This is a genomic window from Bifidobacterium sp. ESL0819, from assembly GCF_052606245.1.
Genome location: NZ_CP199587.1, coordinates 1,682,764 through 1,708,599, shown reverse-complemented (window position 1 = coordinate 1,708,599; position 25,836 = coordinate 1,682,764). Strand labels below are relative to the sequence as shown.

21 protein-coding genes and 2 tRNA genes are annotated in these 25,836 nt (G+C 59.1%); 12 read left to right on the top strand and 11 right to left on the bottom strand.

Features of this window, described 5'->3' with window-relative positions; translation table 11 throughout:
* Nucleotides 1-28 precede the first annotated feature (28 nt).
* The 4 genes from coaE to pyk all read left to right on the top strand — a co-directional run bounded on the left by coaE (nt 29) and on the right by pyk (nt 5,527).
* Complete coding sequence (gene coaE / locus ACUIAD_RS07210) at nt 29-661, top strand: dephospho-CoA kinase (protein WP_110452311.1); 633 nt, start codon at nt 29-31, stop codon at nt 659-661.
* A gap of 38 nt (nt 662-699) precedes the next feature.
* A complete protein-coding gene (gene uvrB, locus ACUIAD_RS07205; protein WP_445343185.1) occupies nt 700-2,811 on the top strand; it encodes an excinuclease ABC subunit UvrB in 2,112 nt (703 codons plus the stop codon).
* A 160-nt stretch (nt 2,812-2,971) separates the two neighbouring features.
* Nucleotides 2,972-3,973 carry a TerC family protein gene (locus tag ACUIAD_RS07200; RefSeq protein WP_445343184.1) on the top strand — a complete coding sequence of 334 codons (1,002 nt, stop codon included), beginning with the start codon at nt 2,972-2,974 and terminating at the stop codon, nt 3,971-3,973.
* Between the two features lie 111 nt (nt 3,974-4,084).
* Nucleotides 4,085-5,527, top strand: a complete 1,443-nt coding sequence (pyk, locus tag ACUIAD_RS07195) for a pyruvate kinase (protein ID WP_110452194.1) — start codon at nt 4,085-4,087, stop codon at nt 5,525-5,527.
* A 227-nt stretch (nt 5,528-5,754) separates the two neighbouring features.
* Here the strand turns inward: pyk and ACUIAD_RS07190 are convergent, their stop codons facing one another.
* Entirely contained in the window at nt 5,755-6,348 is a 594-nt protein-coding gene (locus ACUIAD_RS07190) for an NUDIX domain-containing protein (RefSeq protein WP_110452310.1), read from the bottom strand.
* A gap of 121 nt (nt 6,349-6,469) precedes the next feature.
* Between ACUIAD_RS07190 and ACUIAD_RS07185 the strand changes: the two genes are divergently transcribed.
* The 5 genes from ACUIAD_RS07185 (at nt 6,470) to ACUIAD_RS07165 (ending at nt 11,816) form a co-directional block, all read left to right on the top strand.
* Nucleotides 6,470-6,543, top strand: a tRNA-Leu gene (locus ACUIAD_RS07185).
* A 49-nt stretch (nt 6,544-6,592) separates the two neighbouring features.
* The gene (locus ACUIAD_RS07180) at nt 6,593-7,240 is read left to right on the top strand and encodes an ANTAR domain-containing response regulator (RefSeq protein ID WP_110452193.1); all 648 of its coding nucleotides are present in this window, start codon (nt 6,593-6,595) and stop codon (nt 7,238-7,240) included.
* A 7-nt stretch (nt 7,241-7,247) separates the two neighbouring features.
* On the top strand, nt 7,248-10,136 hold the full coding sequence (gene polA, locus ACUIAD_RS07175) for a DNA polymerase I (RefSeq protein WP_445343183.1): 2,889 nt from the start codon (nt 7,248-7,250) through the stop codon (nt 10,134-10,136).
* Nucleotides 10,137-10,178: 42 nt separating this feature from the next.
* Nucleotides 10,179-11,096 carry a Nif3-like dinuclear metal center hexameric protein gene (locus tag ACUIAD_RS07170; protein ID WP_445343182.1) on the top strand — a complete coding sequence of 306 codons (918 nt, stop codon included), beginning with the start codon at nt 10,179-10,181 and terminating at the stop codon, nt 11,094-11,096.
* Between the two features lie 36 nt (nt 11,097-11,132).
* On the top strand, nt 11,133-11,816 hold the full coding sequence (locus ACUIAD_RS07165) for an NUDIX hydrolase (protein ID WP_445343181.1): 684 nt from the start codon (nt 11,133-11,135) through the stop codon (nt 11,814-11,816).
* Nucleotides 11,817-12,155: 339 nt separating this feature from the next.
* Here ACUIAD_RS07165 and ACUIAD_RS07160 read toward each other — a convergent pair.
* Nucleotides 12,156-12,229, bottom strand: a tRNA-Pro gene (locus ACUIAD_RS07160).
* Nucleotides 12,230-12,344: 115 nt separating this feature from the next.
* Here ACUIAD_RS07160 and aroA point away from each other — a divergent pair.
* Nucleotides 12,345-13,703, top strand: a complete 1,359-nt coding sequence (gene aroA / locus ACUIAD_RS07155; RefSeq protein WP_110452308.1) for a 3-phosphoshikimate 1-carboxyvinyltransferase — start codon at nt 12,345-12,347, stop codon at nt 13,701-13,703.
* A 32-nt stretch (nt 13,704-13,735) separates the two neighbouring features.
* Entirely contained in the window at nt 13,736-14,536 is an 801-nt protein-coding gene (gene hisN, locus ACUIAD_RS07150) for a histidinol-phosphatase (RefSeq protein WP_110452190.1), read from the top strand.
* 142 nt (nt 14,537-14,678) lie between these two features.
* On the opposite strand, the gene ACUIAD_RS07145 is transcribed toward hisN, so the two are convergent.
* The 3 genes from ACUIAD_RS07145 to ACUIAD_RS07135 form a co-directional block, all read right to left on the bottom strand.
* Nucleotides 14,679-15,905 carry an acetate/propionate family kinase gene (locus tag ACUIAD_RS07145; protein WP_445343180.1) on the bottom strand — a complete coding sequence of 409 codons (1,227 nt, stop codon included), beginning with the start codon at nt 15,903-15,905 and terminating at the stop codon, nt 14,679-14,681.
* A 177-nt stretch (nt 15,906-16,082) separates the two neighbouring features.
* Nucleotides 16,083-17,771 carry a phosphate acetyltransferase gene (gene pta / locus ACUIAD_RS07140; RefSeq protein ID WP_445343179.1) on the bottom strand — a complete coding sequence of 563 codons (1,689 nt, stop codon included), beginning with the start codon at nt 17,769-17,771 and terminating at the stop codon, nt 16,083-16,085.
* A 158-nt stretch (nt 17,772-17,929) separates the two neighbouring features.
* Nucleotides 17,930-20,404 carry a phosphoketolase gene (locus ACUIAD_RS07135; RefSeq protein ID WP_445343178.1) on the bottom strand — a complete coding sequence of 825 codons (2,475 nt, stop codon included), beginning with the start codon at nt 20,402-20,404 and terminating at the stop codon, nt 17,930-17,932.
* A gap of 339 nt (nt 20,405-20,743) precedes the next feature.
* Here ACUIAD_RS07135 and guaA point away from each other — a divergent pair, with 339 nt between their 5' ends.
* The gene (guaA, locus tag ACUIAD_RS07130) at nt 20,744-22,306 is read left to right on the top strand and encodes a glutamine-hydrolyzing GMP synthase (protein WP_110452186.1); all 1,563 of its coding nucleotides are present in this window, start codon (nt 20,744-20,746) and stop codon (nt 22,304-22,306) included.
* 137 nt (nt 22,307-22,443) lie between these two features.
* Here the strand turns inward: guaA and ACUIAD_RS07125 are convergent, their stop codons facing one another.
* The 6 genes from ACUIAD_RS07125 to ACUIAD_RS07100 all read right to left on the bottom strand — a co-directional run bounded on the left by ACUIAD_RS07125 (nt 22,444) and on the right by ACUIAD_RS07100 (nt 25,829).
* Nucleotides 22,444-22,800 carry a hypothetical protein gene (locus ACUIAD_RS07125; protein WP_445343177.1) on the bottom strand — a complete coding sequence of 119 codons (357 nt, stop codon included), beginning with the start codon at nt 22,798-22,800 and terminating at the stop codon, nt 22,444-22,446.
* Nucleotides 22,797-23,222 carry a TetR/AcrR family transcriptional regulator gene (locus tag ACUIAD_RS07120; RefSeq protein WP_445343176.1) on the bottom strand — a complete coding sequence of 142 codons (426 nt, stop codon included), beginning with the start codon at nt 23,220-23,222 and terminating at the stop codon, nt 22,797-22,799. The genes ACUIAD_RS07125 and ACUIAD_RS07120 overlap by 4 nt, the downstream gene beginning before the upstream one ends.
* A gap of 91 nt (nt 23,223-23,313) precedes the next feature.
* Nucleotides 23,314-23,601, bottom strand: a complete 288-nt coding sequence (locus ACUIAD_RS07115; protein ID WP_445343175.1) for a hypothetical protein — start codon at nt 23,599-23,601, stop codon at nt 23,314-23,316.
* Nucleotides 23,598-23,723 carry an SDR family NAD(P)-dependent oxidoreductase gene (locus ACUIAD_RS07110; RefSeq protein WP_445343174.1) on the bottom strand — a complete coding sequence of 42 codons (126 nt, stop codon included), beginning with the start codon at nt 23,721-23,723 and terminating at the stop codon, nt 23,598-23,600. Before ACUIAD_RS07110 ends, ACUIAD_RS07115 begins: the two co-directional genes overlap by 4 nt.
* A 154-nt stretch (nt 23,724-23,877) precedes the next feature.
* Complete coding sequence (gene rbsK, locus ACUIAD_RS07105) at nt 23,878-24,804, bottom strand: ribokinase (protein WP_445343173.1); 927 nt, start codon at nt 24,802-24,804, stop codon at nt 23,878-23,880.
* Nucleotides 24,805-24,812: 8 nt separating this feature from the next.
* The gene (locus tag ACUIAD_RS07100; protein WP_445343172.1) at nt 24,813-25,829 is read right to left on the bottom strand and encodes an aldose 1-epimerase family protein; all 1,017 of its coding nucleotides are present in this window, start codon (nt 25,827-25,829) and stop codon (nt 24,813-24,815) included.
* Nucleotides 25,830-25,836 lie beyond the last annotated feature (7 nt).

Genomic DNA, 25,836 nt, shown 5'->3' with positions numbered 1-25,836 from the left:
TCATAACAGCTACATGTGGGAGGTCGGGATGATACGTGTGGGATTGACCGGCGGGATAGCGGCTGGCAAGAGCACTGTGGCTGCTCGGCTGGCTCAGGACGGGGCCAGGATCATCGACTACGACCGGCTCTCCCATGAGGTCATCGCTCCGGGCGGAACGGGCGTGAAGCCCGTTCTGGAGCGCTTTGGAGCGGACTGCGGGGACGATCAGGGGGGAGTGGACAGGTCAGCCCTGGCGGCACGGGTCTTTGGGGGGCCGACGGCCGACCGGGATCGCAAGGATCTGGACGACCTCATTCACCCGCTGGTCTATGACCTGGCCGCAAAGGTCGAGCAGCCATGGCTGGACGGCTCCGAGGTGGTGGTCCATGAGGTGCCCCTGCTGACCGAGGTAGGCTCAGCCATTCCTTTTCATTTCGACAGGGTTCTGCTGGTAGAAGCTCCAAGCCAGGTGAGAATTGCGCGTATGGTGAATCAGCGGCATATGACGCCGAGCCAGGCTGTTGAGCGCATCGGTTCCCAGACCAGCAGCAGTTCCCGACGCGCTCAGGCTGATCTGCTGGTGGACGGATCCCAGCCTATCGAACAAATGTTCGAGTCTGTTGATAGAATATATGAAGAGTTGAAGGCCTTGGCCAAGGGATCCTCACGCAGTTACTGACGGGTCTTGGCAAACGACGCATCCTGGAAGGGAGTTTCATGGGGTTCAACATTGAGCGGACCGACAAGCCCTTCGTGGTCAAGTCTCCCTATAAGCCTTCCGGCGATCAGCCAGAAGCCATCAAGGAGCTGGCCACTCGGATTGAGAATGGCGAGAACGATGTGGTGCTCATGGGAGCCACCGGCACCGGAAAGACCGCGACCACGGCCTGGCTGATCGAGCGCCTGCAGCGGCCCACCCTGATCTTGGAGCCCAACAAAACACTGGCTGCACAGCTCTGTGCCGAGTTCCGCGAGCTCATGCCCGACAATGCTGTCTCCTACTTCGTCTCCTACTACGACTACTACCAGCCTGAGGCCTACATCCCCCAGACGGACACCTATATCGAGAAGGACTCCAACATCAACGATGATGTGGAGCGTCTTCGGCATGCCGCCACAGCCAACCTGCTGACCAGGCGCGACTGCGTGGTGGTGGCCACGGTCTCCTGCATCTACGGCCTGGGAACGCCCGAAGAGTACGCCGGACGCATGCTCTTCCTGCACGAGGGGGACCGGATCAACCGGGACGATCTGCTGCGCAAGTTCGTGGACATGCAGTACAAGCGCAATGACATCGCCTTCACTCGAGGCACCTTCCGCGTGCGAGGAGATACGGTTGAGATTATCCCCGTATATGAAGAGCTGGCCGTACGCATCGAATTCTTCGGCGACGAGATTGACCGCATCTCCACGCTGCACCCGCTGACCGGGGACGAAATCGCCCATGAGTCCTCAGTGCACATCTTCCCAGCCTCCCACTATGTGGCCGGTCCCGAGCGGATGGAGCGCGCACTGAAGACCATCAAGGAGGAGCTGGACTGGCGTGTGGGCCAGCTGCGTAAGCAGGGCAAGGAGCTGGAGGCTCAGAGGCTGACCATGCGTACCACCTATGATCTGGAGATGCTCACCCAGATCGGCACCTGCTCCGGAGTGGAGAACTACTCCAGACATTTCGATGGACGCGAACCTGGAACGCCGCCCCACACCTTGCTTGACTTCTTCCCTGACGACTTCCTGCTGGTCATCGACGAGTCCCATGTGACCGTTCCCCAGATCGGTGCCATGTACGAGGGTGATGCCAGTCGCAAGCGGACCCTGGTGGAGCACGGCTTCCGCCTGCCTTCGGCTATGGACAACCGTCCGCTGAAGTGGCCCGAGTTTCTGGACAAGGTCGGTCAGACCGTTTATCTGTCGGCTACTCCTGGCGACTATGAGATTGGTCTGTCAGACGGTGTGGTGGAGCAGGTCATCCGGCCCACAGGTCTGCTGGATCCCGAGGTGGAGGTCAGGCCGGTCAAGGGCCAGGTGGATGACCTCCTGGACGAGATCAAGACGCGGGTGGACCGCCATGAGCGGGTCCTGGTGACCACGCTGACCAAGAAGATGGCCGAGGACCTGACCGACTACCTGCTGGAGCGCGACATCAAGGTGGAGTACCTGCACTCTGACGTGGACACCCTGCGGCGTGTGGAGCTCCTGCGGGAGCTTCGCGAGGGCAAGATCGACGTCATCGTGGGCATCAACCTCCTGCGCGAGGGGCTGGACCTGCCTGAGGTCTCCCTCGTGGCCATCCTGGATGCGGATAAAGAGGGCTTCCTGCGCTCCTACCGCTCCCTGATCCAGACCATCGGTCGTGCGGCCAGGAACGTGTCCGGCAAGGTCATCATGTACGCCGACGAGGTCACCGACTCCATGGAGAAGGCCATCAGCGAGACCAACCGTCGTCGGGCCAAGCAGATCGCCTACAACAAGGAACACGGTGTGGATCCCAAGCCGCTGATCAAGAAGATCAGCGACGTCAACGACATGCTGGCCAAGGAGGATGTGGACACTCAGACCCTGCTTGCAGGCGGCTATCGCAACGCTAACAAGGCCGGCAACTCTCACCTGGGCGTGCCCCTCTACGACAAGGAGGAGGCCGACAAGCGGCATCAGGAGATCCTCCAGGCCGGTCTGCCTGCGCAGGATCTTGCCGACCTGATTCGTCAGCTAAGCGACCAGATGCACACGGCTGCGCAACAGCTGCAGTTCGAACTTGCAGCCCGCCTGCGCGACGAAATCAAGGATTTGAAGAGGGAGCTTCGGCAGATGACCGAGGCTAAAAAGTAAGTTCGGCCCTTGGTCAGTGGCCAGCTTCGACCTTATTGCGAGCCTGTGATGTCCGGCAAGAGCATCACAGGCCTGAACTACAGAGCGCCGTCGGAAAGGATGATCAGACATGCAGACGGGGAGATGAGCACGTCATATCTTGCCGCTAGAGTCAGATAATATGTCTGAAACACCTCTGCCGTTCATGGTTGTGAGCCTGGTTGTGCTGGCTGTCTTCCTAGTGGTCGATCTTCTGGTGATCGGGCGGCGGCCACATGTGCCTTCGACCGGCGAATGCGTGCTGCACATCGGCTTCTTCGTGGTCATGGCCCTGATCTTCGGGGCGCTGATATGGAAGATGGCCGGGTCCAAGCCGGCCATAGAGTTCTACTCGGGCTGGCTGACCGAGTACTCCCTCAGCATCGACAACCTCTTCGTCTTCGTCATTATCATGACCAATTTCGCTGTGCCATTGCGTCTTCAGCGCTATGTGCTCAGCATCGGCATCACCATTGCCTTGCTGCTGCGCGGGGTGTTCATCCTAGCCGGGACTGCGCTGATTACCCGCTTTACCTGGGTCTTCTTCATTTTCGGCTTCTTCCTGCTTTATACCGCTTGGAACATGGTATCCAGCCGGGGCAAGCAGGAGGAGTACCACGAGAACGGGATGATCAGAGTTTTGCGCCGTGTCATCCCCATTACCAGCCACTACGACGGTGAACATCTGCGGACCACCTTTGAGGGCAAGCGCTACTTCACTCCTATGCTGGTGGTCTTCCTGGCCATCGGCACCACCGATGTCATGTTCGCGTTCGATTCCATTCCTGCCATCTTCGGGCTGACCAAGGATCCCTTCATCGTCTTCACGTCCAATGTCTTCGCCCTGCTGGGCCTTCAGCAGCTCTACTTCCTGCTGGGTTCCCTACTGGACAAGCTGGAGTATCTGCCTCTAGGGCTGGCTGTGGTCCTGGCCTTCATCGGGGTCAAGCTGATTCTGGAAGCTTTGCACGGCAACACGCTGCCCTTCATCAATGGCGGACGGCCTCTGACAGCCGTGCCGGATATCCCGACTGGGGTCTCCCTATTGGTCATCGTTCTGGCTGTAGGCATTGCCGCCTTGGCTTCAGTGATCAAGAGTCGTTTGGCATCCTCTGAAACAGATTCACATGGAGATAAGCAATAGGCAAAGCCTTGGATCACAAGGTTTGTTAGCGCTAACGGAAAATACTGGTTCTCATCGCGCCGAGTCTGTACAATAGAACGGTAAACATGGAAAAGAACAGGCAGGTAGCATATGCGCAAAGCCAAAATCGTCGATACTATCGGGCCGGCTTCCGAGTCGTTGGAAAACATCACCAAGCTGGTCAAGGCCGGTATGGATGTGGCAAGGCTCAACCGGTCTCACGGCACCCCTGAAGATCATCTCAAGGTTTACAACAACGTGCGTCAGGCCAGCAAGGAGCTCGGACGCAACGTGGCTGCTCTGGTTGATCTGCAGGGTCCAAAGATTCGTTGCGGATGGTTCAAGAAGAACGAGCAGGGCGAAGATAAGGTCATCCTCAAGGAAGGCCAGGAGTTCATCATCACCACCGATGATGTCGAGGGTGACGAGCACATAACCTCCACTACCTTCAAGGGTCTGCCCGGGGACTGCCATCCGGGGGATCCTGTCCTGATTGACGACGGCAAGGTCCGTCTGGAGGTCACTAAGGTCGAGGGCAATCAGGTTTACACCAAGGTGGTCGTGGCTGGTCCGGTCTCCTCTCACAAGGGCATCAACCTGCCCGGTGTGGCTGTAAGCCTGCCGGCGCTGACTCCCAAGGATGAGGAGGACCTGCGTTGGGGCATCCGCACCGGCGCTGACATCATCGCCATGTCCTTCGTCCGCTTCGCCACCGACATCGACCGCGCCCACGAGATCATGGACGAGGAGGGTCGCCGCATCCCCGTCGTCGCCAAGATCGAGAAGCCTCAGGCCGTTGAGAACCTGGAGGAGATCGTCAAGGCCTTCGACGGCATTATGGTGGCCCGCGGCGATATGGCCGTGGAGATGCCCTTCGAGCAGGTCCCCCTGGTGACCAAGCGCTGCATTGAGCTGGCCCGCCAGTATGCCAAGCCGGTCATCGTCGCCACTGAGGTCCTGGGCTCCATGGTTCATTCGCCCATCCCCAGCCGTGCAGAGGCTTCCGACTGCGCCAACGCCGTCCTGGATGGCGCCGACGCCACCATGACCTCCAACGAGACCGCCGTCGGCGATTACCCCGACACTACGGTGGCTACTATGGCACGGATCTCCGAATACGCCACCACCCACGGTTTTGACCGTATCCCGGGTATGCGCAACCTGGACATGTCCAACTCTGGTGCCGTCTCCTCCGCCGCCGTGGACCTGGCTGACAAGATCAACGCCAAGGCCATTGTGGCTTTCACCCAGACAGGCAACACCGTGCACCGGGTCTCTCGCGAGCGTCCGGCCGCCCCTATTTATGCTCTGACCACCGATGAGCATACTTATCATTGGCTGGCTCTGAGCTGGGGCACCGAGGCCTTTATGTGCGAGCAGGACTACCACGATTTCAACCGTGCAGGTCTCATGGCTTTCGTGGACTCCACCTTGAAGAAGCAGGGCAAGGTCTCCGACGGCGACTGCCTGGTGGTGCTCAGCAGCGCTCAAGGCGAGTATGAACCGGGAAACACCGACTGCATCTATGTGCACACTGTAGGCGCCAACGAGTGACTTTCCGGTTTGCTGCCTGACTGTCGTTTGCGTCAGTCAGGCAGGTTAACCGTTAGGTTCATTTGACACTGTTATTGCAATGCAACGAACCGGTGGTCTTTCTCCGCCCAGGACGACGGGGGGCTGAGGCCGCCGGTTCGTTGTATGAAGGCTCCAGTCCCGGCTAAGCTTGCCGCTCTTGTTCCAGGCTTAAGCATTGACAGCAGTCAGTTGCTCCTGTGCTGTTGTCAGTGCAGGTCAGACAGTCCGATTTTGGCCCGCAGAATGGCGATGGTGGTTTTGGCATCCAGTATGGTTCCTGCGATCACCATGTCGTAGGCCTCATCCACGGTGAAAAGGCGCACATTCTGGTGGGGGGTTTCTGGTGCAAGGCTGGAAGGCTGGACCGGGGTCAGGCCTTCGGCATAGAAAAGCGTGGTGTGCTGGGTAGAGAAGCTGGGAGTATTGATGAATCTGGCGAACTGGTTAAAGGAGGCAGCCTTGTATCCGGCCTCTTCGCGCAGTCGTCTGGTGGCTACATCAATGGGGGCTTCCTTATCGTTGAGCGGGTGGCCGGCGGGCAGCTCAAGGGTCCAGCGGTGGGTGGGCAGACGGTACTGCTCGACCAGGGGTATTCGTCCGTCGTCGGTGATGGCCAGGACTGCTATGGTGTCCCCATGCTTTTCGCTGACGATGCTGCGATCGAAAGTCTGGTTGTCGCTGGATTCATAGGTGACCCTGTCGACGCTGAAATAGTGGCTGTCCATGATCTGCTTGCGGGCCTTCTCCTGGACGGGGGAGGTGCGCCAAGGATCGAACCGCCGATAGATCTGAGTGGTCATCATGCTCTCCTTCGACTGCTGATGTGCCTGTATACATAACTGTCTTCATTCTAAGGCAGATTCAACACGAATAACCTTGCGTCGTCGCCAAAGTATGGTAGATTCTCTGTGGTGATGAAAAGCCCCCGTATCCCAATTGGCAGAGGAAACGGCCTCAAAATCCGTGCAGTGTGAGTTCGAGTCTCACCGGGGGCACGATAAAGCGAACCCCATCCGTCCTCATCGGTCGTCCGGTGACGTACAGATGGACTTTCAGGAAACGAGGTTGAAAGTGGCTTCAGAGAGTAAGAACCGCAGCGAGTCCCCCGAAGGGCGGACCGTGGTTGTGGCGGAGGATGAGGCTTTGATCAGGCTCGATACCGTTGAAGCTCTCGAGGATGCCGGCTATGACGTGGTCGGTCAGGCGGCCAGCGGCCAGGAGGCCATTGATCTGACCCGCGAGCTGAGGCCAGACGTAGTGGTTATGGATGTGAAGATGCCCGGCACTGACGGCATTACGGCCGCCACTGAGATAGGCAAGGAAAACTTGGCCCCGGTGGTTATGCTGACGGCATTTTCCCAGCAGAGCCTTGTTGAGAAGGCGGCTGATGCCGGTGCCATGGCCTATGTGGTCAAGCCATTCGCCCCGGAAAAGCTGCTGCCGGCTCTTGAAGTAGCCATCTCTCGCTTTGATCAGATCAACGCCCTGAAGGACGAGGTCACCGACATGAAGGCCCGTTTCGAAGCCCGCAAGCGGGTGGATAGAGCCAAGGGCCTGCTCATGGAGAGCATGGGCATGACCGAGTCCGAGGCCTTCCGCTGGATCCAGAAGACTTCCATGGATCGCAGACTGACCATGCAGGAAGTGGCCGACGTCGTCATCAACAACGTGGCCAATCAGAACGACCGTTAGCCCTTCTATGGAAGACCAGACGAAGAAGCAGGACAAGGACGGCCGCACCCTGCTGGTCGTCGATGGACATTCGCTGGCCTTCCGGGCCTTCTATGCCCTACCCGTCGAGAGCTTCACAACCTCGACCGGACAGCCCACTAACGCAGTATGGGGATTTGCCACCATGCTTGCGGATGTCATGGCCAAGGAGAAGCCCACCCATATGGGTGTAGCCTTTGACGTCAAGGGTGGCACCTTCCGCAATGATATGCTCCCTCAGTACAAGGGCACCCGTGAGGCAGCACCCAAGGAATTGCTGAGCCAGCTGCCCCTGATCCAGGACCTGCTCAAGGGTCTGGGCATCACCTATATCGAAAAGCCTGGCTACGAGGGTGACGACATCATCGGCACACTGGCAACCATGGGGGAGCAGGCCGGGTTCAAGACCCTGGTTCTGTCGGGAGACAGGGATGCCTTCCAGCTGGTGGACGACGACATCACGGTGCTTTACCCGGGCCACCACTTCAAGAACCTCAAGCACATGACGCCCGAGACCATCAAGGACCGCTACAAGGTCTCCCCGGAGCAGTATCCGGATCTGGCTGCCATGCGCGGCGAGGGCGCTGACAACATTCCTGGCGTGCCTGGCGTGGGTGACGGTTATGCCGCCAAGTGGATCAACAAGTACGGATCGCTGGATTCCATTCTGGAGCACGCCGACGAAATCGGCGGCAAGAAGGGCCAGGCCCTGGCGGAAAACGCTGACCAGGTGCGGCTCAACCGGAAGGTCAACGCCCTGGTTCGCGATCTGGACCTGGGCGTGAAAGTGGGGGATCTGCGTTTCGGCACCATTCATATGGATCAAGTTCTGCCTATATTCGAACAGTTGCAGTTCGGCCAGCAGACACGCAAGAAGATCTTGCGCGGATTCAACACGGTTGCTGATTACTCTCCAGCCTCCGCTCAGGTTGATGTCAGCAATAAGCAGGAGGAATTCATACAGCCGAAGCGTGATCAGGCGGAGAGTGCCGACCAGCTGCGGGACTGGTGCGACAAGCATCTGCCGGATAAGGCCCTTTGCCGACACTCAGCGGACCATGTCAATGCCATGGCCGCTTCTCTGGACAAAATCAAGGACATTGGCGACTTCGACCAGAATGCCATGCGGTGCAGCGAAGCAATGAAGGAGCACTGGGTTCTTCATGCCGTGGGCTGGGCCAATCATGGTGACTACGGCCTGGAAGAGCTTGCCATTCTATCCATGGACGGTCATGGTCTGATCCTGAAGGCGGAAGATATTGACGAAGCCATGCGCAAGGCCATCCAGGAGCTGATCGACCAGCGGATCGGCACCTGCGTGGTCCATGGCTACAAGGAGCACCTGCACCTGCTTGAGAGTCAGGGGCTGAGCATGCCCTTGCCCTTGTTTGACACCAAGCTGGCAGGCTACCTGGCGCAGCCTGATTTTCATGCTGATAATTTGGAACACGCCGTCGCTCATTTTTTGGATATCACAGTAGATGAAGAGCCTCAGGCTACCCAGGGTTCTCTGGCCTTGGACGGGCGAGAGGATGAAGAGGAACCAACACAGGTGACTCGGACTCTTCGCCAGGCGCAGTACGTTATGATGCTTTCCGAGCGGCTGCAGGTGCTCATTGACGAGCGTCACCAGTATGGCCTCTTGCGCACCATAGAGCTGCCCACTTCCGCAGTTCTGGCGCAGATGGAGACTGAGGGCGCGAAGGTGGATGATGCCCGTCTGAAGGATATGTATGACCGGTTCGCCGCTGAGGCCCATCAGGCTCAGGAAATCGCCTGGGAGAAGGCTGGCAGCAAGGTCAATCTGCAGAGCCCGAAGCAGCTGAGCAAGGTGCTGTTCGATGACATGGGCCTGGTTCCTACCCATAAAACCAAGACCGGCTCCTACTCGACCAATGTTTCGGTCCTGCAGGACCTGTATATCAAGTCGGTCAACAATGAGCGGGCCAACGACTTTTTGGGCGCGCTGCTCAAGCACAGGGAGACCAACAAGCTCAAACAGATCGTGCAGACCTTGCGCGAGGCGGTCAATCCTCGGGATGGACGGCTGCACACCACTTATGAGCAGACCGTGGCTGCCACTGGCCGATTGAGCTCGGTGGATCCCAACCTGCAGAACATCCCCAACAGGGATGCGCGGGGCCGCGAGATTCGTTCGGCCTTCGTTCCCGGAAGCGGATACGAGGCCTTGCTCTCTTCGGATTACTCCCAGGTGGAGCTGCGGATCATGGCCCATCTTTCCGGAGACCAGGCATTGATCGAGGCTTTCAAGTCCGGCGCTGACTTTCATCGGTACGTGGCCAGCCTGGTCTATGACATCCCCATGGAGGAAGTCACCGGGGATCAGCGCTCCCACGTGAAGGCTATGAGCTACGGACTGGCCTATGGACTGAGCACATACGGCTTGGCCCAGCAGCTCAAGATCAGTCCAGCAGCAGCCGATGTGCTGCGCTCCAAGTACTTCGCCACCTTCGGCAAGGTCCATGAATACCTGGAATCCCGAGTGGCGGATGCCCGGGAGAAGGGCTACACCGAGACCATGTTTGGCCGACGGCGCTACTTCCCCGGATTGCGCTCCAAGCGCCGTCCCACCCGCGAGGCTGCTGAGAGGGGCGCCCTGAATGCGCCGATCCAGGGGTCGGCCGCCGACATCATGAAGATCGCCATGATCAAGGCCAGCCGCGCCTTGTCGGATCAGGGGCTGAAGAGTCGCATATCCCTGCAGATCCACGATGAATTGGTGGTGGAAATTGCTCCCGGCGAAACCGACAAGGCCATCAAGCTGGTCAAGGATTCCATGGAGCATGCCGTTGAATTGGCCGTGCCCCTGGACGTGTCCACCGGTATCGGCCAGGACTGGGAGCTGGCCGCTCACTGATGCGCGGCGGTCTGACCCAGTAAGATCCGAGGAGGGATCGTCATGCCTGATGAACAAAATGAGGTTCAGAGGCCTTCGGTGCCTTTGGGCCAGGTGGTGGATCTGCTGGAGGGGATCTACCCGCTGGATTATGCGGAGGACTGGGACTATCCGGGTCTAGTGGCGGGAGACCCGTCCTGGCCGGTCCGGCGGATCTGGTGCGCTGTGGACCCTAGGCCTGATGTGGTTCAGGAGGCTCTGGACCATAAGGCCGACCTGCTGATTACCCACCATCCGCTCTTCTTCAGGTCGGTTCACCAGGTTTCCGGCCAGGACTTCCGTGGGGATGTGATAACCAGGCTGGTCGAGGGCCGGTGCGGACTCTGGGTGGGACATACCAATGCTGATGCTGCTTATCGTGGCGTGGCCCAAGCCGCGGCCGATGCCCTGAACCTGCAGGATGCACGACCACTGGCTCCTCAGCCGGTCTCGAAACGCGATTTGCACGCCGATCAGGGGATTCTTGTGGGTCTGGGTCGTTGGGGAAGCCTTCCGGAGCCCATGCCATTTGAGGATCTGGTCCATAAGGTGGCTGATCTCTTGCCTAGGACGGCTCTGGGAGTTCAGGCGGTCGGTCCGTCCCGGGCCATGGTCTCAACCGTCGCTCTGCTGCCCGGTTCAGGAGACTCCGAGTTTGATCTGGTCCGGTCTATGGGAGCTGATGTCTACATCACCAGCGATCTGCGCCATCATCCTGCTACGGATGCCTACCAGCAGGCCCTCTACGAGGCACGAATGGCCGGTCGGGCCAATCAGCCCAGGCCCATGCTGATCAACACCCCGCATTCGGCCATCGAGAGCCTCTGGTTCCGCTACGCCAAGGGAGACATTGCCAGGGTCCTGGAGACGGCTACAGGTGTTCGTCCGCAAGTGGAGGTCTCATCCATCGTCACCGATCCCTGGACCATGGTGGTGCGCTGAGTACTGCGGTTTGTGGATGAAGAGGAGGATGATTTCATGAGCGCTGAAGCACCGGAGCTGCAGGCACGATTGGCTGCAAGACTGGCCGGTCAGGATGGCCAGGGGCTCAAGGGCATCGATATGACCCGCGCTCCCGAACTGATTGATGACAAGGAGGTCTTCCGAGGCCCGATATTTGTTATTAACCAGCAGCAGGTGGCCATGTTCCGGCGTGACGGTTCCAAGGAAACCATCGACCGACAGCTCATCCGTCACGCTCCTTGCGTGGTCATGCTGGTGCATGACTGCGCTGCCGATGCCTATCTCTTGACCCGTGAGTATCGGGTGGGGGCCCAAGCCTATGTCTTTGGTCTGCCTGCAGGCTTCATTGGCTCGGGGGAGAGCCCAGTCATGGCCGTCCTGCGCGAACTTCGTGAGGAAACTGGTTTGGTGCCCGGGCCTGAAGGTGCTAGGGGCTCCGAAAGTCATTTGAATCCTGAGGACGGCTGGATCGATGCCGCCCCCGACGTCTACTCCTCCTTGGGAATGAGCAACGAGCTTGGACACATCATGGTCCTTCATCTGCGTCGCTGGCATCAAGGACCCACCGACTTTGATCCGGGCGAGCATATCGAGTCGACCTGGGTTTCCTGGCAGGAGCTCTGCGGGGCGGGAGTCACCGATGCCAAGGCGATGGTGGCCATCCAGCACGAGGCCATTCGTCGTCTGAAGGAGCATTAGGACCGGGGCTGGCAGGATGCATGGAAACTAAGCCTAAACATACCAATTGTCTTGGTGGCATGACCATGGGAGCGATCTGCTGTTTTTCTTTCTGCGGCGACATTTACCATGCGGTTACCGAACGTATGGTCCCGCCCTTATCCCAGAGTGCTGGCTGGAATATAACCTGGAAAACTGGGATGGGAGCTGGTCGCCGCCCATGCCGACCATTCGCATCTTGGCGTGATCTTTTTCACCAGAGCCCTGCTTGAGAGTTTGCAGGCCTTCTGGCTCCATTGGCCTTCTTGACAGGATTGCTGGCATGAACGCAAGAACCTGACACCTGGCATGGGAAAAAAGTCGGGCTAGCCGGATTTGAACCGGCGACATCCTGCACCCAAAGCAGGCGCGCTACCAAGCTGCGCTATAGCCCGGGGCCCAACGGTATCACCGTATGGGCACAGTTTATCAATATAGCACAGGGTCGGATCTCTGCTGACCTGGTAGGGACGAACAAGAAGCGGGAACAGCTCTGCGCCTATGGTTACCATGGTGACCATGACAGTGGAAGAGACATGGACAGCGCCGCAGACAGGTGGCCCTTTGGATGCGACGGTGACCATACCGGGAAGCAAGTCCCTCTCGAACAGGTATCTGATTCTGGCGGCCCTGGGAAGTCGCCCCGTCAGGCTGGCTGGTCTGCTCAGATCGCGTGATACGGACCTGATGATTCGTGCCCTGGAAGCCCTCGGAGTGGTCTGTCTTGTTGATAAGGGTAGTCCTACGAAGGTGACGGTTGTCCCGCCGGCAGATGGGCGCTTCCATGGCGGCGCTCGGGTGGACTGCGGGCTGGCCGGGACTGTCATGCGGTTCGTGCCGGGTCTGGCCATGCTGGCTGATGAACCCACGCTCTTCGACGGAGACAAGCAGGCCTATCGGCGCCCCATGAGGCCCCTGCTGGAGGGGCTGACCCAGCTGGGAGCTAGGATCGAGTATCTGGGCAAGGAGGGCTTTCTGCCCTTTGTGCTCACGCCGCCGCCTCGCCTGGTTGGCAGAGAGGTGACCATAGACTCCTCAGCATCCTCGCAGTTCATTTCCGGCCTACTGCTTCTGGCTGCCAGGGCTGATGGCATCATGACCATCGTGCACGCTGGCCAGCATCTTCCCAGCCTTCCGCACATCGCTATGACTGTAGAGGACCTGCGTCAGGCCGAAGTCCATGTCGAGGCCGATCCCGACCGCTACAGGTGGAGCGTTCAAGGTCGGGGGTCTGGCGGGACACAGCTGCCTGATCAGGTCCAGGTGGAGCCCGATCTGTCAAATGCGGCACCCTTCCTAGGAGCGGCTCTGATAGGAGGCGGCCGAGTCAGCGTACCCAACTGGCCGAAACATACCACCCAGCCAGGTGGTTTCCTGCCCAGGTATCTTGAGGCTATGGGCGCGAAGGTAGACATGGTTCCCGATGGGCAAGGTAGTGCCAGCTGCAAGGTGATCGGCGGGGAAGCCATTCATGGGCTTGGCGACTTCGACCTGTCCCCGGCAGGGGAGATTGTGCCCTCTATTGCGGCCATGCTGGTCTTTGCCGACGGACCCAGTCGCCTTCACGGGATCGCCCACCTGCGCGGTCATGAAACGAACAGGCTGAAGGCGCTTGCCACGGAGATCACCAGAGTAGGCGGCCATGCGGCGGAGTTGGACGATGGCCTGGAGATCGAACCGGTGCCGACTCAGAATATGCACGGGGCTGTCATGGAGACCTATGCCGACCACCGTATGGCCACCTTTGCCGCCATGATCGGGCTTAGGATATCTGGCATCCGGGTGCGCGACATCGGCACCACGGCCAAGACCATGCCTGACTTCCCAGGTATGTGGAAGCGGATGCTGGCAGGCGAAGACCAAGATTGAGCCACAGCGATTCGAGCGGAAGGAGCCGTCTTATGAATGTCGAGGCTGAAAGGCCGTCCTTGCGGGAGGACCTGGATCTGGCCATCACCATGGCCGATAAGGCCGATCAGGTTACGATGGGCTACTTCATGTCATCGGATCTCAAGGTGGAACGCAAGGCGGACAATACGCCGGTTACCCAGGCTGACAAGGAGGCAGAGGCGGTGATTCGTCGTGTTCTGGCCCAAGCACGGCCGGACGATACCGTTTATGCCGAGGAGCTGGGCAAGCAGGAATCAAACGGCAGGCGGTGGATCATCGATCCGATTGACGGAACCAAGAACTATGTGCGCGGAGTTCCTGTATGGGCAACTCTGATCGGCTTGGAAGTAGACCGCCAGATGGTGGTCGGCGCGGTATCGGCTCCCATGCTCGGCACTCGCTGGTATGCCGCGCAGGGCCAGGGAGCCTACATGGCGCGCCAGGGAGAAGAACCCAAGGATATCCACGTGTCAGGAGTGGACCGGATGGAAGATGCCTCCATGTCCATTTCGTCGCTGACTGGGTGGAAGGCCATAGGGCGCCGAGAGCAGCTTCTCGACCTCACTGATCGGATCTGGCGCCTGCGTGGATTCGGCGACTTCTGGCAGTATATGCTCCTGGCCCAGGGGGCCATCGACCTTGCGGCCGAGCCGGAACTTGACCTCTATGACATGGGTGCGCTGGTCCCCATTGTGACCGAGGCGGGAGGCAGCTTTACGGATCTGGCAGGCAACCCGGGTCCCTGGGGTGGCAATGGTCTTGCCAGCAATGGCCTTCTGCACAAGGAGGCATTGGCGGCTTTAGGGGATTGACGCAAATGACATATAGGAGAAGGCCGGTGGTCACATGCATTGCTGTGGTCGTCGGCCTTCTCGGTTGTTAGCACCAAACCTTGATCTCAATCATTCATCATTCAATCATCAATCAGCTTGAAAGGACAGATCAGATCAGCGGTCAGGCCTGGAACTTGTTGCCGTAGGCATCGCCTTGGCTCGCGACGACCTCGGCCTGACGGGCGATGGAGAGCTCCTCGTTGGTGGGGATGACACAGACGGCGACTGTGCTGTCGGGAGTAGAGATGATCCGGGCCTCCTTGGACCGCTGGTCGTTCTTCTCCTGGTCCAGCTTTACACCGAAGGGCTCCAGCTGTTCGATGACCCGACGGCGCACGATCTCATCGTTTTCGCCCACGCCGGCCGTGAAGGTAATGGCATCCAGGCCGCCCATCTGGGCAGTGTAGTTGCCAATGTAGCCGACAATGCGGTGAACGTAGATGTCCAGGGCCAGCTTGGCATCCTCATCGCCCTCGGCGATGAGCCGGTGGACCTCACGCATGTCGCCATGGCCGGTCAGGCCGGTCATGCCGGAGCGCTTATTGAAGAGGGTGTCCAGCTCATCCACGCTCATGTGGGCGTTGCGGATCAGGTGGAAGACAACGGCAGGGTCGATATCGCCGGTACGACCGCCCATGACCAGTCCCTCCAAGGGGGTCAGACCCATGGAGGTCTCGACGGGATGTCCGGAGACCTGCGCCGAAGCGGAAGCCCCGTTGCCGATATGCAGGACGATTTGCCGCAATCCCTCTGCAGGCTTGCCTAGCAGATCGGGAACCAGCTGGCCCACATACTGATGGCTGGTTCCGTGGGCGCCGTAGCGACGGATGTGGTACTGCTTGGCAATGTCTTTATTGAGAGCGTAGGTGGAGGCCTTTTTGGGCAGTTCGAAGAAGAAGGAGGAGTCGAAGACGAAGACCTGCGGGGTCTGCGGCATCAGCCGGCTCATAACCTCGGCGCCTTCAGCCTCGGGCCCGTTGTGCAGGGGGGCCAGCACAGCCAGATCCTTGACCTGGCTCAGGGTCTTCTTGGTCAGGAGAGCAGGCTTGGGGAAGATGGCTCCGCCCTGGACGACACGGTGGCCCACAGCGATGATGCCGGCCTTGTCCAGATCCGGTCCATACTCCTTGAAGAAGCCTAGGACGCGCTTGAGCCCGGTCTCATGGTCGTGGATGGGTTCCTCAAGCTCATGCTTCTCGCCATTGACCTCATGCTTGTAATGGCCGTCGGTTGGCTCACCGATCTTCTCGACCAGACCCGAGGCCAGGCTCTTACTGGTCTCCAGATCGACCAGCTGGTACTTGATCGAGCTTGAACCCGAATTGATGACTAGGACGGTTTTCGCCATTGGGGCATCCTCCTGATGTGCTTGTATAGAGCCTGCGCTCCTCAATCAGTCTTCCAGATTACTCGTCGGCCCTTACAAGGCGCGGAATATCGCCAGGCCGGAATGGTTTCGGGGCTGCTGCTGAATTCTTGCCGAAGCAGTGATTCAACAACAGCCCCTGAGCTATAGGGACAGCGATCAGTCCTGTGCCTCGACGGCGGTCAGAGCCACGGTGTTGATGATGTCGGCTACCAGAGCGCCGCGCGAGAGGTCATTGACCGGTTTGTTCAGCCCCTGCAGGACCGGTCCGATGGCCAGGGCACCGGAGGTGCGCTGTACGGCCTTGTATCCGATGTTGCCGGCACTCAGGCTGGGGAAGACGAAGACGTTGACCTTTCCGGCGACCGGATCGCCCTTGGCCTTGGTCGCTGCCACGGTGGGCGACCAGGCCGCATCGAACTGGATAGGGCCCACGATGGGCAGGTCCGGTGCCTTCTCCTTGGCCAGACGGGTGGCCTCTTCAACCAGGTCGACATCCGGGCCCTTGCCCGAGCCCAGGGTGGAGTAAGAGAGCATACCCACGCGTGGATCCACCCCGAAGGAGCGAGCGGTTTGGGCCGACTGGATGGCGATGTCAGCCAGTTGCTCCGAGGATGGGTTGAGGTTAATGGCACAGTCGGCGAAGACCGCCACATGGTCGGGGAAGCACATGAGGAAGGCTCCGGAGACCAGCGAAGCGTCTGGCTTGGTCTTGATCACCTGCAGGGCCGGACGAACCGTGTTGGCAGTGGAGTTGATCGAGCCGGACACCAGGCCGTCGGCCTTGCCCAGCACCACCAGCATGGTGCCAAAATATGAAGGATCAGCCAGCTGCTTGCGCGCCTGGTCCGGGGTCATACCTTTCTTGGCACGCAGCTGGCAGAGGCGCTCGACCATGGGAGCCAGCACCTGCTCGTCATCCATGGGCTGGAAGGAGGCCTGATCCAGGTTGCTGAGGCCAAGCTCCTTGCCGCGGGCCAAGATGGAATCTTTGTCGCCCACGATGATCAGGTCGACGATGTTGCGTGCCAGCAGGTAGTCGGCCGCCTTGATGATGCGGTCCTCGCCGCCCTCGGGCAGGACTATGGTCTTCTTGTCTGCCTTGGCCTCGGCCAACAGATCATTTTGGAAGGCTACAGGAGTGGTGGCCTTAGGGTTGGCAGCATCGGCGGCCTTCAGCACCTGATCGACATCCACCTCCTGCTGGAATGTCCGGCTGGTGGCCTGGCGGGCCTGGTCAGCGGACGGATCCGTATCGAAATCCATCTTGGACACCGTCCAGGTCGGCAGGTCGTATTCCTGGAAAGCCTGGGCAAGAGGCGCTTTCTGCTCTGGTTTGCACCCGGTGATGAAGACTCCGGCAAGGACGGCTCCCTGGGCCTCTATGGTCCGTCGGCAAGCTGCCACGGTCTTCATGACTTGACTGGGTTCCCTGCCGATCGTGCAGACAGCCAGCATGACCGGGGACCTCAGGTCGGCGGCGATCTGTGCATTGAGGGCAAACAGACCGGGGTCAAAGAGCTTCAAAGCGTCGCTGCCCACGATCAGGACGCGCTCTGGGTGGGTGGCTTCCACCAGCTGGTCATAGGCATTGAGGGCATCTGCACGGGTCTGCATGGGATCCTCTGTGGCGTGCCCTGGGCACTTGCCGCGGCAGATCTCTGGATCCGTGTCAGGAAATGAGCTGGCTGCAACCAGTGCCGGGGTCAAGGGGTGCTTCCTGCAGGCGATTGGCCTGAACACGGCTGTTTGTGCTTTGGCACTCAAGGCCTTGGTCAGGCCGTAGGCAACAACATTGCGGCCGTTGGCGGCTTCTGGGCTGATGATGGTGATGCTTGCAAGACTCACTGTGTCTTCTCCTGTTCGGACGTGGTTGTCTCGATGACTGCTTTGTTCACAACCTTGTCCAGTATAGGGCTATTGGCGATTGCAAAGGCCGTAAAAAAGGGAAACCGCCCGCCATGCGGGCTATGCATGACGGGCGGTTCCAGAGTCGGATCAGCGTATCACTCGTTGTCTCCGGCAGTCGCGGCGGTGGCGGAGATGGTCTCCTGACCGGCGCGGTTGGCATCAGGCCAGACCCAATCGGTGTAATCGGGGTGGTCGTAGCCCTTGTCCACGGCGAACTGGAAGGCCTCGTCGCGGAACTTGGTCCACTTGTCGATCTGGTCGGCGTACTTGCCGGCGTCTACCAGCTTCAGCGCGGAGGCGGCCAGGCACCAGCGGTCCATGTTGTTGACGCGCACCATGTCGAATGGCGTGGTGGTGGAGCCTTGCTCCTCGTAGCCGTGCACGGAGAAGTTGTCGTGGTTGGGACGTCCGTGAATCAGGCGGTAGATGGAGCCGGGGTAGGCGTGGAAGGCGAACAGGACCGGCTTGTCCTTGCCGAAGAGCTCGGTGAACTCCTCGTCGGACAGGGCCTGATTGTTCTCCTCGGTGTCCTGGATCTTCAGCAGATCGACCACGTTGACGAACTGAACCTTCACGCCCAGCTTCTGCAGCATGTCGTCGGCGGCCAGGGCCTCTTGGGTGGGGATGTCACCCGCAGTGGCGATGACTACATCAGCATCCTCAGCATCCTTGGCATTGGAGGCCCAATCCCAGCGGGCAGCCCCCTTCTCCAGCTCGGCGGCGGCCTCGTCCACGCTCTGATAGGTGGCGGCGGGCTGCTTGCCGGCGAAGATGGCATTGATGCAATTGGTCGACTTGTAGCAACGCTCGCCCACGTTCAGCAGCATGTTGGCATCGGCGGGGAAGTAGATGTTGACTACGTGATCGTTGTTGAAGTTCTTGTTCAGCAGGATGTCGACGAAGCCAGGATCCTGGTGGGAGAACCCGTTGTGGTCCTGACGCCAGACGTGCGAGGTGACCAGGAGGTTCAGGCCGGCGATGGGCTTGCGCCACGGGATCTCGCGGACGGTGGCCTCCAGCCACTTGGCATGCTGGTTGATCATGGAGTCGATGACGTGCACGAAGGACTCGTAGGAGCTCCAGATGCCGTGGCGGCCGGTCAGCAGGTAGCCCTCCAGGAAGCCTTCCATCTGGTGCTCGGAGAGCTGTTCGATAACCTGACCGGTATGGGCCATGTGCTCGTCGGTCAGCTCCGACAGGTAGTCGGCATCCCACTGCTTATTGGTCACTTCGTAGGCGGCAGCCAGACGGTTGGAAGCCGTCTCGTCAGGCCCGAAGATGCGGAAATCGGTGGGGTTCTTGGCCAGTACGTCGCGGGTGTAGTAGCCCAGGACGCGGGTGGCCTCGGTGGCGCCCCAGCCATGGCCGTGCTTCTTGATATCGATCTCGTAGTCGTGGATGTCAGGAAGCTCCAGCGGCTTGAGCAGACGCCCGCCGTTGGCGTTGGGGTTCTCGCCGATGCGCAGATCGCCCTTGGGCATGAAGCTGGTGACCTCGGGACGCAGGGCTCCCTTCTTGTCGAAGAGCTCCTCGGGCTTGTAAGAGGCCAGCCAGTTCTTGAGAACCTGGAAGTGGGCCTCGGTGTCGCGAGCGGAGGTCAGCGGCACCTGGTGAGCGCGCCAGGATCCCTCGGTCTTTTTGCCGTCGATGAACTTGGGGCAGGTCCAGCCCTTGGGGGTGCGGAAGATGATCATGGGGTAGAAGGGACGGGTCATGTCGTCGGTTTCGGCCCGGGCCTTGATGTTGCAGATCTTGTCGAAGACGGTCTCCAGCAGGTCGGCGAAACGACGATGTATGGACAGATGGTCCTCGTCGTCGAATCCTGCAACGAACTCGAAGGGCTCATAGCCCATGCCATGGAAGTACTCATGCAGCTCCTCGTCGGAGATGCGTGAGAGGATGGTCGGGTTGGCGATCTTGTAGCCGTTCAGATGCAGGATGGGCAGGACGATGCCGTCGGTGCGGGGGTTGACCAGCTTGTTGGACTGCCAGCCGGTGGCCAGAGGGCCGGTCTCGGCCTCGCCATCGCCCACGATGCAGGGCACGAAGAGGCTGGGATTGTTCATAATGGCGCCGTAGGCGTGGGAGAGGGCATAGCCCAGTTCGCCGCCTTCGTGAATGGACCCGGGGGTCTCAGGCGCGAAGTGGGAGGGAATGCCGCCTGGGTAGGAGAACTGGCGGAAGAACTTCTGCAGGCCAGCCTCATCATTGGTGATCTTGGGGTAGTACTCGCTGTAGGTGCCATCCAGGTAGGACTGCGAGGTACCGGCGGGGCCGCCGTGACCGGGGCCCATGATGATTACAGTGTTCTGCTGATGGTCGGCGATCAGTCGGTTGATATGGCCCAGCAGGAAGTTCAGGCCTGGGGTGGTGCCCCAGTGGCCGACCAGACGATGCTTGACATCCTCCCGAGTGAAGGGCTCCTTCATCAGGGGGTTGCTGCGAAGGTAAATCTGTCCGATGGAAAGATAGTTGGCCGCCCGCCAATACTTGTCGACGGCCTCGAGGGTCTCCTCGGCGATTGGGGTCTCCAGCTTCGCCCAAGGGGTGCCGATAACAGGATTCGTCATGTGTACTCCTGCACTTTAGTGCGATTGTTTATTTACCTCGGTTATGGGCCCGAACAGTGTCAATTCAGACATCCGACGAGTCCATATCCAATGGCTTCATGGTACGTGAACGAGACGACTTTTCTGAACGTTTTCTTGCAGTGTGTGTTCGCTCTTGTGAGAAAATGCGATGGAATTGTCTGCTTTGCAGACACGACTGCCTATCGGGGGTGCCGATAAGGGCTCAATGACGGTAGCATTGTCGAAAACAACAACCATACTGGACATGTCTGTAGGCGCGGAATCGTCGTTCACAGATATTCATGGCAGATACAGCATACTTATTATATAAGGAGTCTTATGGCACAGGGTCCCGTGCTGGTGGTCGATTTCGGTGCGCAGTACGCCCAGCTGATCGCTCGTCGAGTCAGGGAGGCGGGGGTCTATTCCGAGCTGGTGCCTCATTCGATGAGCCTGGACCGGATGCTAGCCAAGGATCCCAAGGCGGTAATCCTCTCAGGCGGTCCAGCCTCCGTCTACGTGAACGGGGCGCCTACGATTGACAGGCGGATCTTCGAAGTGGGGGTGCCCGTGCTGGGCATCTGCTATGGCTTCCAGGTCATGGCCCATGAGCTTGGCGGCGAGGTGGACAAGGCGGCCTTGGGGGAGTACGGCAAGACCAAGGCCTTCATCGACAGCGCCAAAGGAATACTGCAGGATTCCCCCGCCCGGCAGGATGTGTGGATGAGCCATGGCGTCGCCGTCAACCGCGCGCCCGAAGGCTTTGAGGTTCTGGCGCATACCGAAGGTGCTCCAGTTGCGGCCATGCAGGATCCTTCCCGGGGGCTGTACGGGGTCCAGTGGCATCCCGAGGTGACCAATACCCCTCTGGGGCAGGACCTGATCGATCGCTTCCTGCATCAGTGCGCTGGACTGCCGTCGGATTGGAATGCCTCAGGCATCATCGAGCAACAGGTGGAGAAGATCCGTCGCACGGTGGGTGACGACCAGGTCATCTGCGGCCTGTCGGGCGGCGTCGACTCAGCAGTGGCAGCTGCCCTGGTCCACAGGGCCGTCGGCGACCAGTTGACCTGCGTCTTTGTAGATCATGGTCTGCTGCGTAAAGGGGAGGCCGAGCAGGTCAAGCATGATTTCGTGGCCGCCACTGGCATCAAGCTGATAGCTGTGGATGCCTCACAGGATTTCCTGACTGCGCTCAAGGGTGTTTCCGATCCCGAGCGCAAACGTAAGATCATCGGCGAGAAGTTTATCCGCACTTTTGAAAAAGCCCAGCGGCAGGTGATCGAGGAGGCCGGCAAGACCGGCAAGGAAGTAAAGTTCCTGGTGCAGGGCACGCTCTACCCCGACGTGGTCGAGTCGGGCGGTGGAGACGGAGCAGCCAATATCAAGTCCCACCACAATGTGGGCGGTCTGCCCAAGGATGTCAAGTTCAAGCTGATCGAGCCCCTGCGCACCCTCTTCAAGGATGAGGTCCGGGCTATCGGCACCGAATTGGGCCTGCCTGACCAGATCGTCTGGCGTCAGCCCTTCCCGGGCCCTGGTCTGGGCATTCGCATCATCGGCGAGATCACCCGTGAACGCTTGGAGACCTTGCGCGAGGCGGACGCCATTGCCCGCGAAGAGCTGTCCAAGGCTGGGTTGGATCGGCAGATCTGGCAGTGCCCGGTGGTGCTGCTGGCCAATGTGCATTCGGTAGGTGTGCAGGGCGACGAGCGCACCTATGGCTCGCCGATCGTGCTGCGTCCGGTCTCTTCCGAGGACGCCATGACTGCTGACTGGACGCGTCTGCCCTACGACGTGCTGGCCACTATTTCCACACGCATTACCAACGAGTGCCCGGGCATCAACCGCGTGGTCCTGGACTGCACCTCCAAGCCTCCGGCAACCATCGAGTGGGAGTGAGCATCTGGGCCGACAAATCATACGGTAATAGGTCCAAGACAGTATGGTCACATATGACTTGTCGGCCCAGTTATTTGGTTCTCGGGCTATTGAATGTCGATAGTCGATGGAAGAACTCAGGTGTTGCATTCCATTGTTTACTGCTTTGTGATGGCCGCGTTAATCTGGTCAACCAGCTCACGGGGATGTTCCACCCCGAGCACCAGTCGGTCATAGTGTTCGTCCTTGAGTTGGATGACAATGGGACTTTCCGGTCTGGTGACATTCCAGAATGTCTTTTCCCCGTGCTCAATGTATGTGCCGGCCCATTTACCGGGAACATGAAGGCCGGGCGCACGCAGGCCTTTGACATCATCAAGAATGCCCGGATCCTCGCTCGCACCCAGAACATGCTCAAGCGGCACGGCCAGTTTCCCTTTGAACGACCACATCTTATCCAAGCCCTGCGGTTCAATCTCCAGCGTTTGTCCGACAATTGCCACCTTGTTGTTCATGACTTGCTTCTTTCATCATCAGACTGCAACCGAATATGTGCACGCTGCAGCAGCGTCTCGCCAAGGAGCGTGGCGATATCAAGGGCCACAGCATTAGTATCGTCAGATCCCGAGCTGGACAGCTTCGCAAGGTAATCCCAGACCAGCCCACGAACTTCAAGATCATGATCTGACAGCTCCATGAGTGCCACCAATACCAGATTGAGCACTCCCGAATCGCCCGACTCTGAATCCGTTGCATCGCGTAGCGCAGCCACGAACATGCCACGCTTGCTGCCGAAGGCACCGTAGAGACTGCCCCGGAGCAGACCCGTGGCTTTGACGAGAGCATCAATCGACGTTCCCTCATAGCCATGCTCCAGGAAAACCCCGCGGGCACGGGCAAGTACCTCATCATCATCGAAACTTCTCTTGCGACCCATGCCCATCAAGATAGCATTAGTTGACTAATCAGTCAAGAATGATAAACGGTCATTTGATGGGCGCCTTCAGCGGGCGTTCGTATTCCTGCAACTATTCCTTGGCCACTGGTTCGTTTCGTGTTCCGCCCCTGCCATCCGGATTGGCCATGAGTATGCGTATCGGCTCGCCCTTCTTGACTGTGCAGAAGGTGAATTCCACGTTGGTGGCGACTCCCCATTCCCCTCTTGCGTTGAGAGCGATCATGGAGATCTCGCCGACCTTGCCGTAGCGGTTCCTCAGGAGGTCGTCAAATCCGTAGACTGCAGTATCGCAGGCCTCCTGAAGGGTCAATCCACTTCCCATCAGGGCGACGATCCGATAGGAGAGGCACCCTTTCATGATGTCTTCTCCCAGCCGGTGGCGGCCGCATATACGCGGTATCCATGATCGGCGAGCATTCGAGCGGTTTCATACCCTATGCCGCTGGTGGCTCCAGTGACCAGCTTCACTCGATTGGTCATTTCCTCGCCCCTTTTTGACCGACATTTCCAAGAACTCTGTCTCTTACCTGTCTTTGAGGCACAGTATATGACAGCATTTCGCAGTGAGGACATAAAAAGCCAGACGAGGGCGGTCTGCCCGTCCATGTCTGGCGATGCGACTATAACGAAGACCTTATGCCTGCACCATTTCCAGCAGGAGGTTGTTCAGTTCGGCGGCCGTTGGATAAGCTTTCTGAGTGCCTCGATGCGTGACGCTGATTGCCGCATATCTGTTGGCGTGGCCCAGAGCGGTTGGCACATCCTCGCCCTGCGTGTAGTAGTGGGCGAACGAGCCGATGAAGGCATCGCCGGCGCCAGTGGTATCCACGGCTTCAACCGTGACCGCAGGCACCAGCAGCTCCTGGTCGGCGCTGACCCATAGGGCGCCCTTGCCGCCCATAGTGATAATCAGGTTGCCTACCCCACGCTTAATCAAGTTCCGTGCTGCGGCTTTGATCTCGTCCAATGTCCCTGTGGGCATTCCGGTGAGCGTTGCCAGCTCGGTCTCATTCGGTGCAAAGAAGGCCACTCTTGAGACATAGTCGATGTTCAGATCGTCATTGGCTGGCGCAGGGTTCAGCAGGACCGGGACGCCGTAATTCTCTGCCAGTTCGATTGCATGGTAGTTCGTCTCCAGGGCGATCTCTTGTTGGAGAACGACCAGTTTCGATCCCTTAATCAGGTCTTTTTTGCCGTCTAAGGCGGCAGGCGTTAGCTGCTTGTTGGCGCCTTTGACGATCAGAATCCGATTGTCGCCGCTGGTGTCCACAAAGATCGGCGCTACGCCGCTGCTTCCATCGGCGATGCCGATTCCCTCGGCTCTGATGCCATTGCTGCGGTAGTTCTCCAGCTGCTGTCTGCCGAATTCGTCCTTGCCGACCATGGTGATGAAATTGACATTTGAACCCAGGCGGGCGGCAGCGATGGCCTGGTTGGCCCCCTTGCCGCCGAACCCCATCTCGAATTCAGGAGCTTCCACAGTCTCTCCCTCGACCGGCATGCGATCGACAAAGGTGGTCAGCTCATACATATTGGAACCGATGACAGTGATGTCAGCCATATTCTTCTTTACCTTTCCAAGCCGGTGGTTACCAGGAATGAACGCTTTTCCTGGGGCTTCAGATGGATCAGGGTGCCTGCCTTCTCAGCGGCGGCGCGGCCCTCGGGCGTGCTGGTGCCGGGCAGAGCAAAGGCCGCTACCTGCTGATCGGCGTTATAGAGGATCCAGCGGGTGACGATGGGGAATTGCTCAGTGCTGAATCTTGTCAGGAAGTTGTGTTCGGCATCCAGGTGGAGTCGGAACTCGGCGACATCGGTAAACTTGGCCAGATTCTGGGAGAAGAAGACGATTTCAGGATCGTAGTGGCTCTCGTCGTTCAGGTCGTTGATCAGCTCGCCGCTGGCCTTGAGGTCTTCATTGTAGGCCAGCCATTGCGGGGTAGGATGAACATGGGCGGGAACGGTCTGGCGCAGGCGGAAAGCACCGTCAGGCACATTTTGCTCCATATGTCCGTCATGCACGTAGGCGTAATTCATATGGCACATGTATTGCAGGGGCATGGTTTGGCAGTTGGAGAGGTTGGTGACCTCCAAGCCGATGTCGAAGAGACCGGAATCCGTGTGCAATGTTACGGATGGCCGACTCAGGTAGTGGTCGCCGAACCCCTTGACATATTCGAATTGCCCATGTATTGACATGGTCCCATCTCCGAATTCCAGCCAGGCATTGTCCATACGGCTGGTCGGAGCCTCGCCATGGAGCTGATAGTCATCCTCCGGTGCCGGTGTTCCGCCGCCAAGGAGTCCTGATGTGAACTGGAAGCAGCCGTATGTATCAGCGATGCCAGTGCTGGGCAGGGGTTGAGAGAACATGTCTTTCATTTTCAGACTGATGGAGTCGAAGACCGCATCCCAGATGATCAGGCCCATGTAGGGCAGGACGGTGAGCTGTCCGCAGGAATTCTCCAGACGGACCGCTTCAACTCCTGAAGGGTAGACGAAAGTGACGGCTTTGAAATTATCGTCCTGATAGAGGGTGAATTCGGCTGGGCCGAACATGTCATGATTGAGGTGAAGCTGTTGCATGATTGGT

Bases quoted from the DNA above. Each gene is read 5' to 3' on its own strand.
- guaA (WP_110452186.1), top strand. From the start codon at position 20,744: ATGGCACAGGGTCCCGTGCTGGTGGTCGATTTCGGTGCGCAGTACGCC.
- ACUIAD_RS07165 (WP_445343181.1), top strand. From the start codon at position 11,133: ATGAGCGCTGAAGCACCGGAGCTGCAGGCACGATTGGCTGCAAGACTG.
- ACUIAD_RS07200 (WP_445343184.1), top strand. From the start codon at position 2,972: ATGTCTGAAACACCTCTGCCGTTCATGGTTGTGAGCCTGGTTGTGCTG.
- ACUIAD_RS07135 (WP_445343178.1), bottom strand. From the start codon at position 20,404: ATGACGAATCCTGTTATCGGCACCCCTTGGGCGAAGCTGGAGACCCCA.
- ACUIAD_RS07120 (WP_445343176.1), bottom strand. From the start codon at position 23,222: ATGGGTCGCAAGAGAAGTTTCGATGATGATGAGGTACTTGCCCGTGCC.
- ACUIAD_RS07180 (WP_110452193.1), top strand. From the start codon at position 6,593: ATGGACTTTCAGGAAACGAGGTTGAAAGTGGCTTCAGAGAGTAAGAAC.
- ACUIAD_RS07145 (WP_445343180.1), bottom strand. From the start codon at position 15,905: ATGGCGAAAACCGTCCTAGTCATCAATTCGGGTTCAAGCTCGATCAAG.
- ACUIAD_RS07115 (WP_445343175.1), bottom strand. From the start codon at position 23,601: ATGAAAGGGTGCCTCTCCTATCGGATCGTCGCCCTGATGGGAAGTGGA.
- ACUIAD_RS07170 (WP_445343182.1), top strand. From the start codon at position 10,179: ATGCCTGATGAACAAAATGAGGTTCAGAGGCCTTCGGTGCCTTTGGGC.
- coaE (WP_110452311.1), top strand. From the start codon at position 29: ATGATACGTGTGGGATTGACCGGCGGGATAGCGGCTGGCAAGAGCACT.
- ACUIAD_RS07190 (WP_110452310.1), bottom strand. From the start codon at position 6,348: ATGACCACTCAGATCTATCGGCGGTTCGATCCTTGGCGCACCTCCCCC.
- ACUIAD_RS07110 (WP_445343174.1), bottom strand. From the start codon at position 23,723: ATGACCAATCGAGTGAAGCTGGTCACTGGAGCCACCAGCGGCATAGGG.
- rbsK (WP_445343173.1), bottom strand. From the start codon at position 24,804: ATGGCTGACATCACTGTCATCGGTTCCAATATGTATGAGCTGACCACC.
- polA (WP_445343183.1), top strand. From the start codon at position 7,248: ATGGAAGACCAGACGAAGAAGCAGGACAAGGACGGCCGCACCCTGCTG.
- aroA (WP_110452308.1), top strand. From the start codon at position 12,345: ATGGTGACCATGACAGTGGAAGAGACATGGACAGCGCCGCAGACAGGT.
- pyk (WP_110452194.1), top strand. From the start codon at position 4,085: ATGCGCAAAGCCAAAATCGTCGATACTATCGGGCCGGCTTCCGAGTCG.
- uvrB (WP_445343185.1), top strand. From the start codon at position 700: ATGGGGTTCAACATTGAGCGGACCGACAAGCCCTTCGTGGTCAAGTCT.
- hisN (WP_110452190.1), top strand. From the start codon at position 13,736: ATGAATGTCGAGGCTGAAAGGCCGTCCTTGCGGGAGGACCTGGATCTG.
- ACUIAD_RS07100 (WP_445343172.1), bottom strand. From the start codon at position 25,829: ATGCAACAGCTTCACCTCAATCATGACATGTTCGGCCCAGCCGAATTC.
- ACUIAD_RS07125 (WP_445343177.1), bottom strand. From the start codon at position 22,800: ATGAACAACAAGGTGGCAATTGTCGGACAAACGCTGGAGATTGAACCG.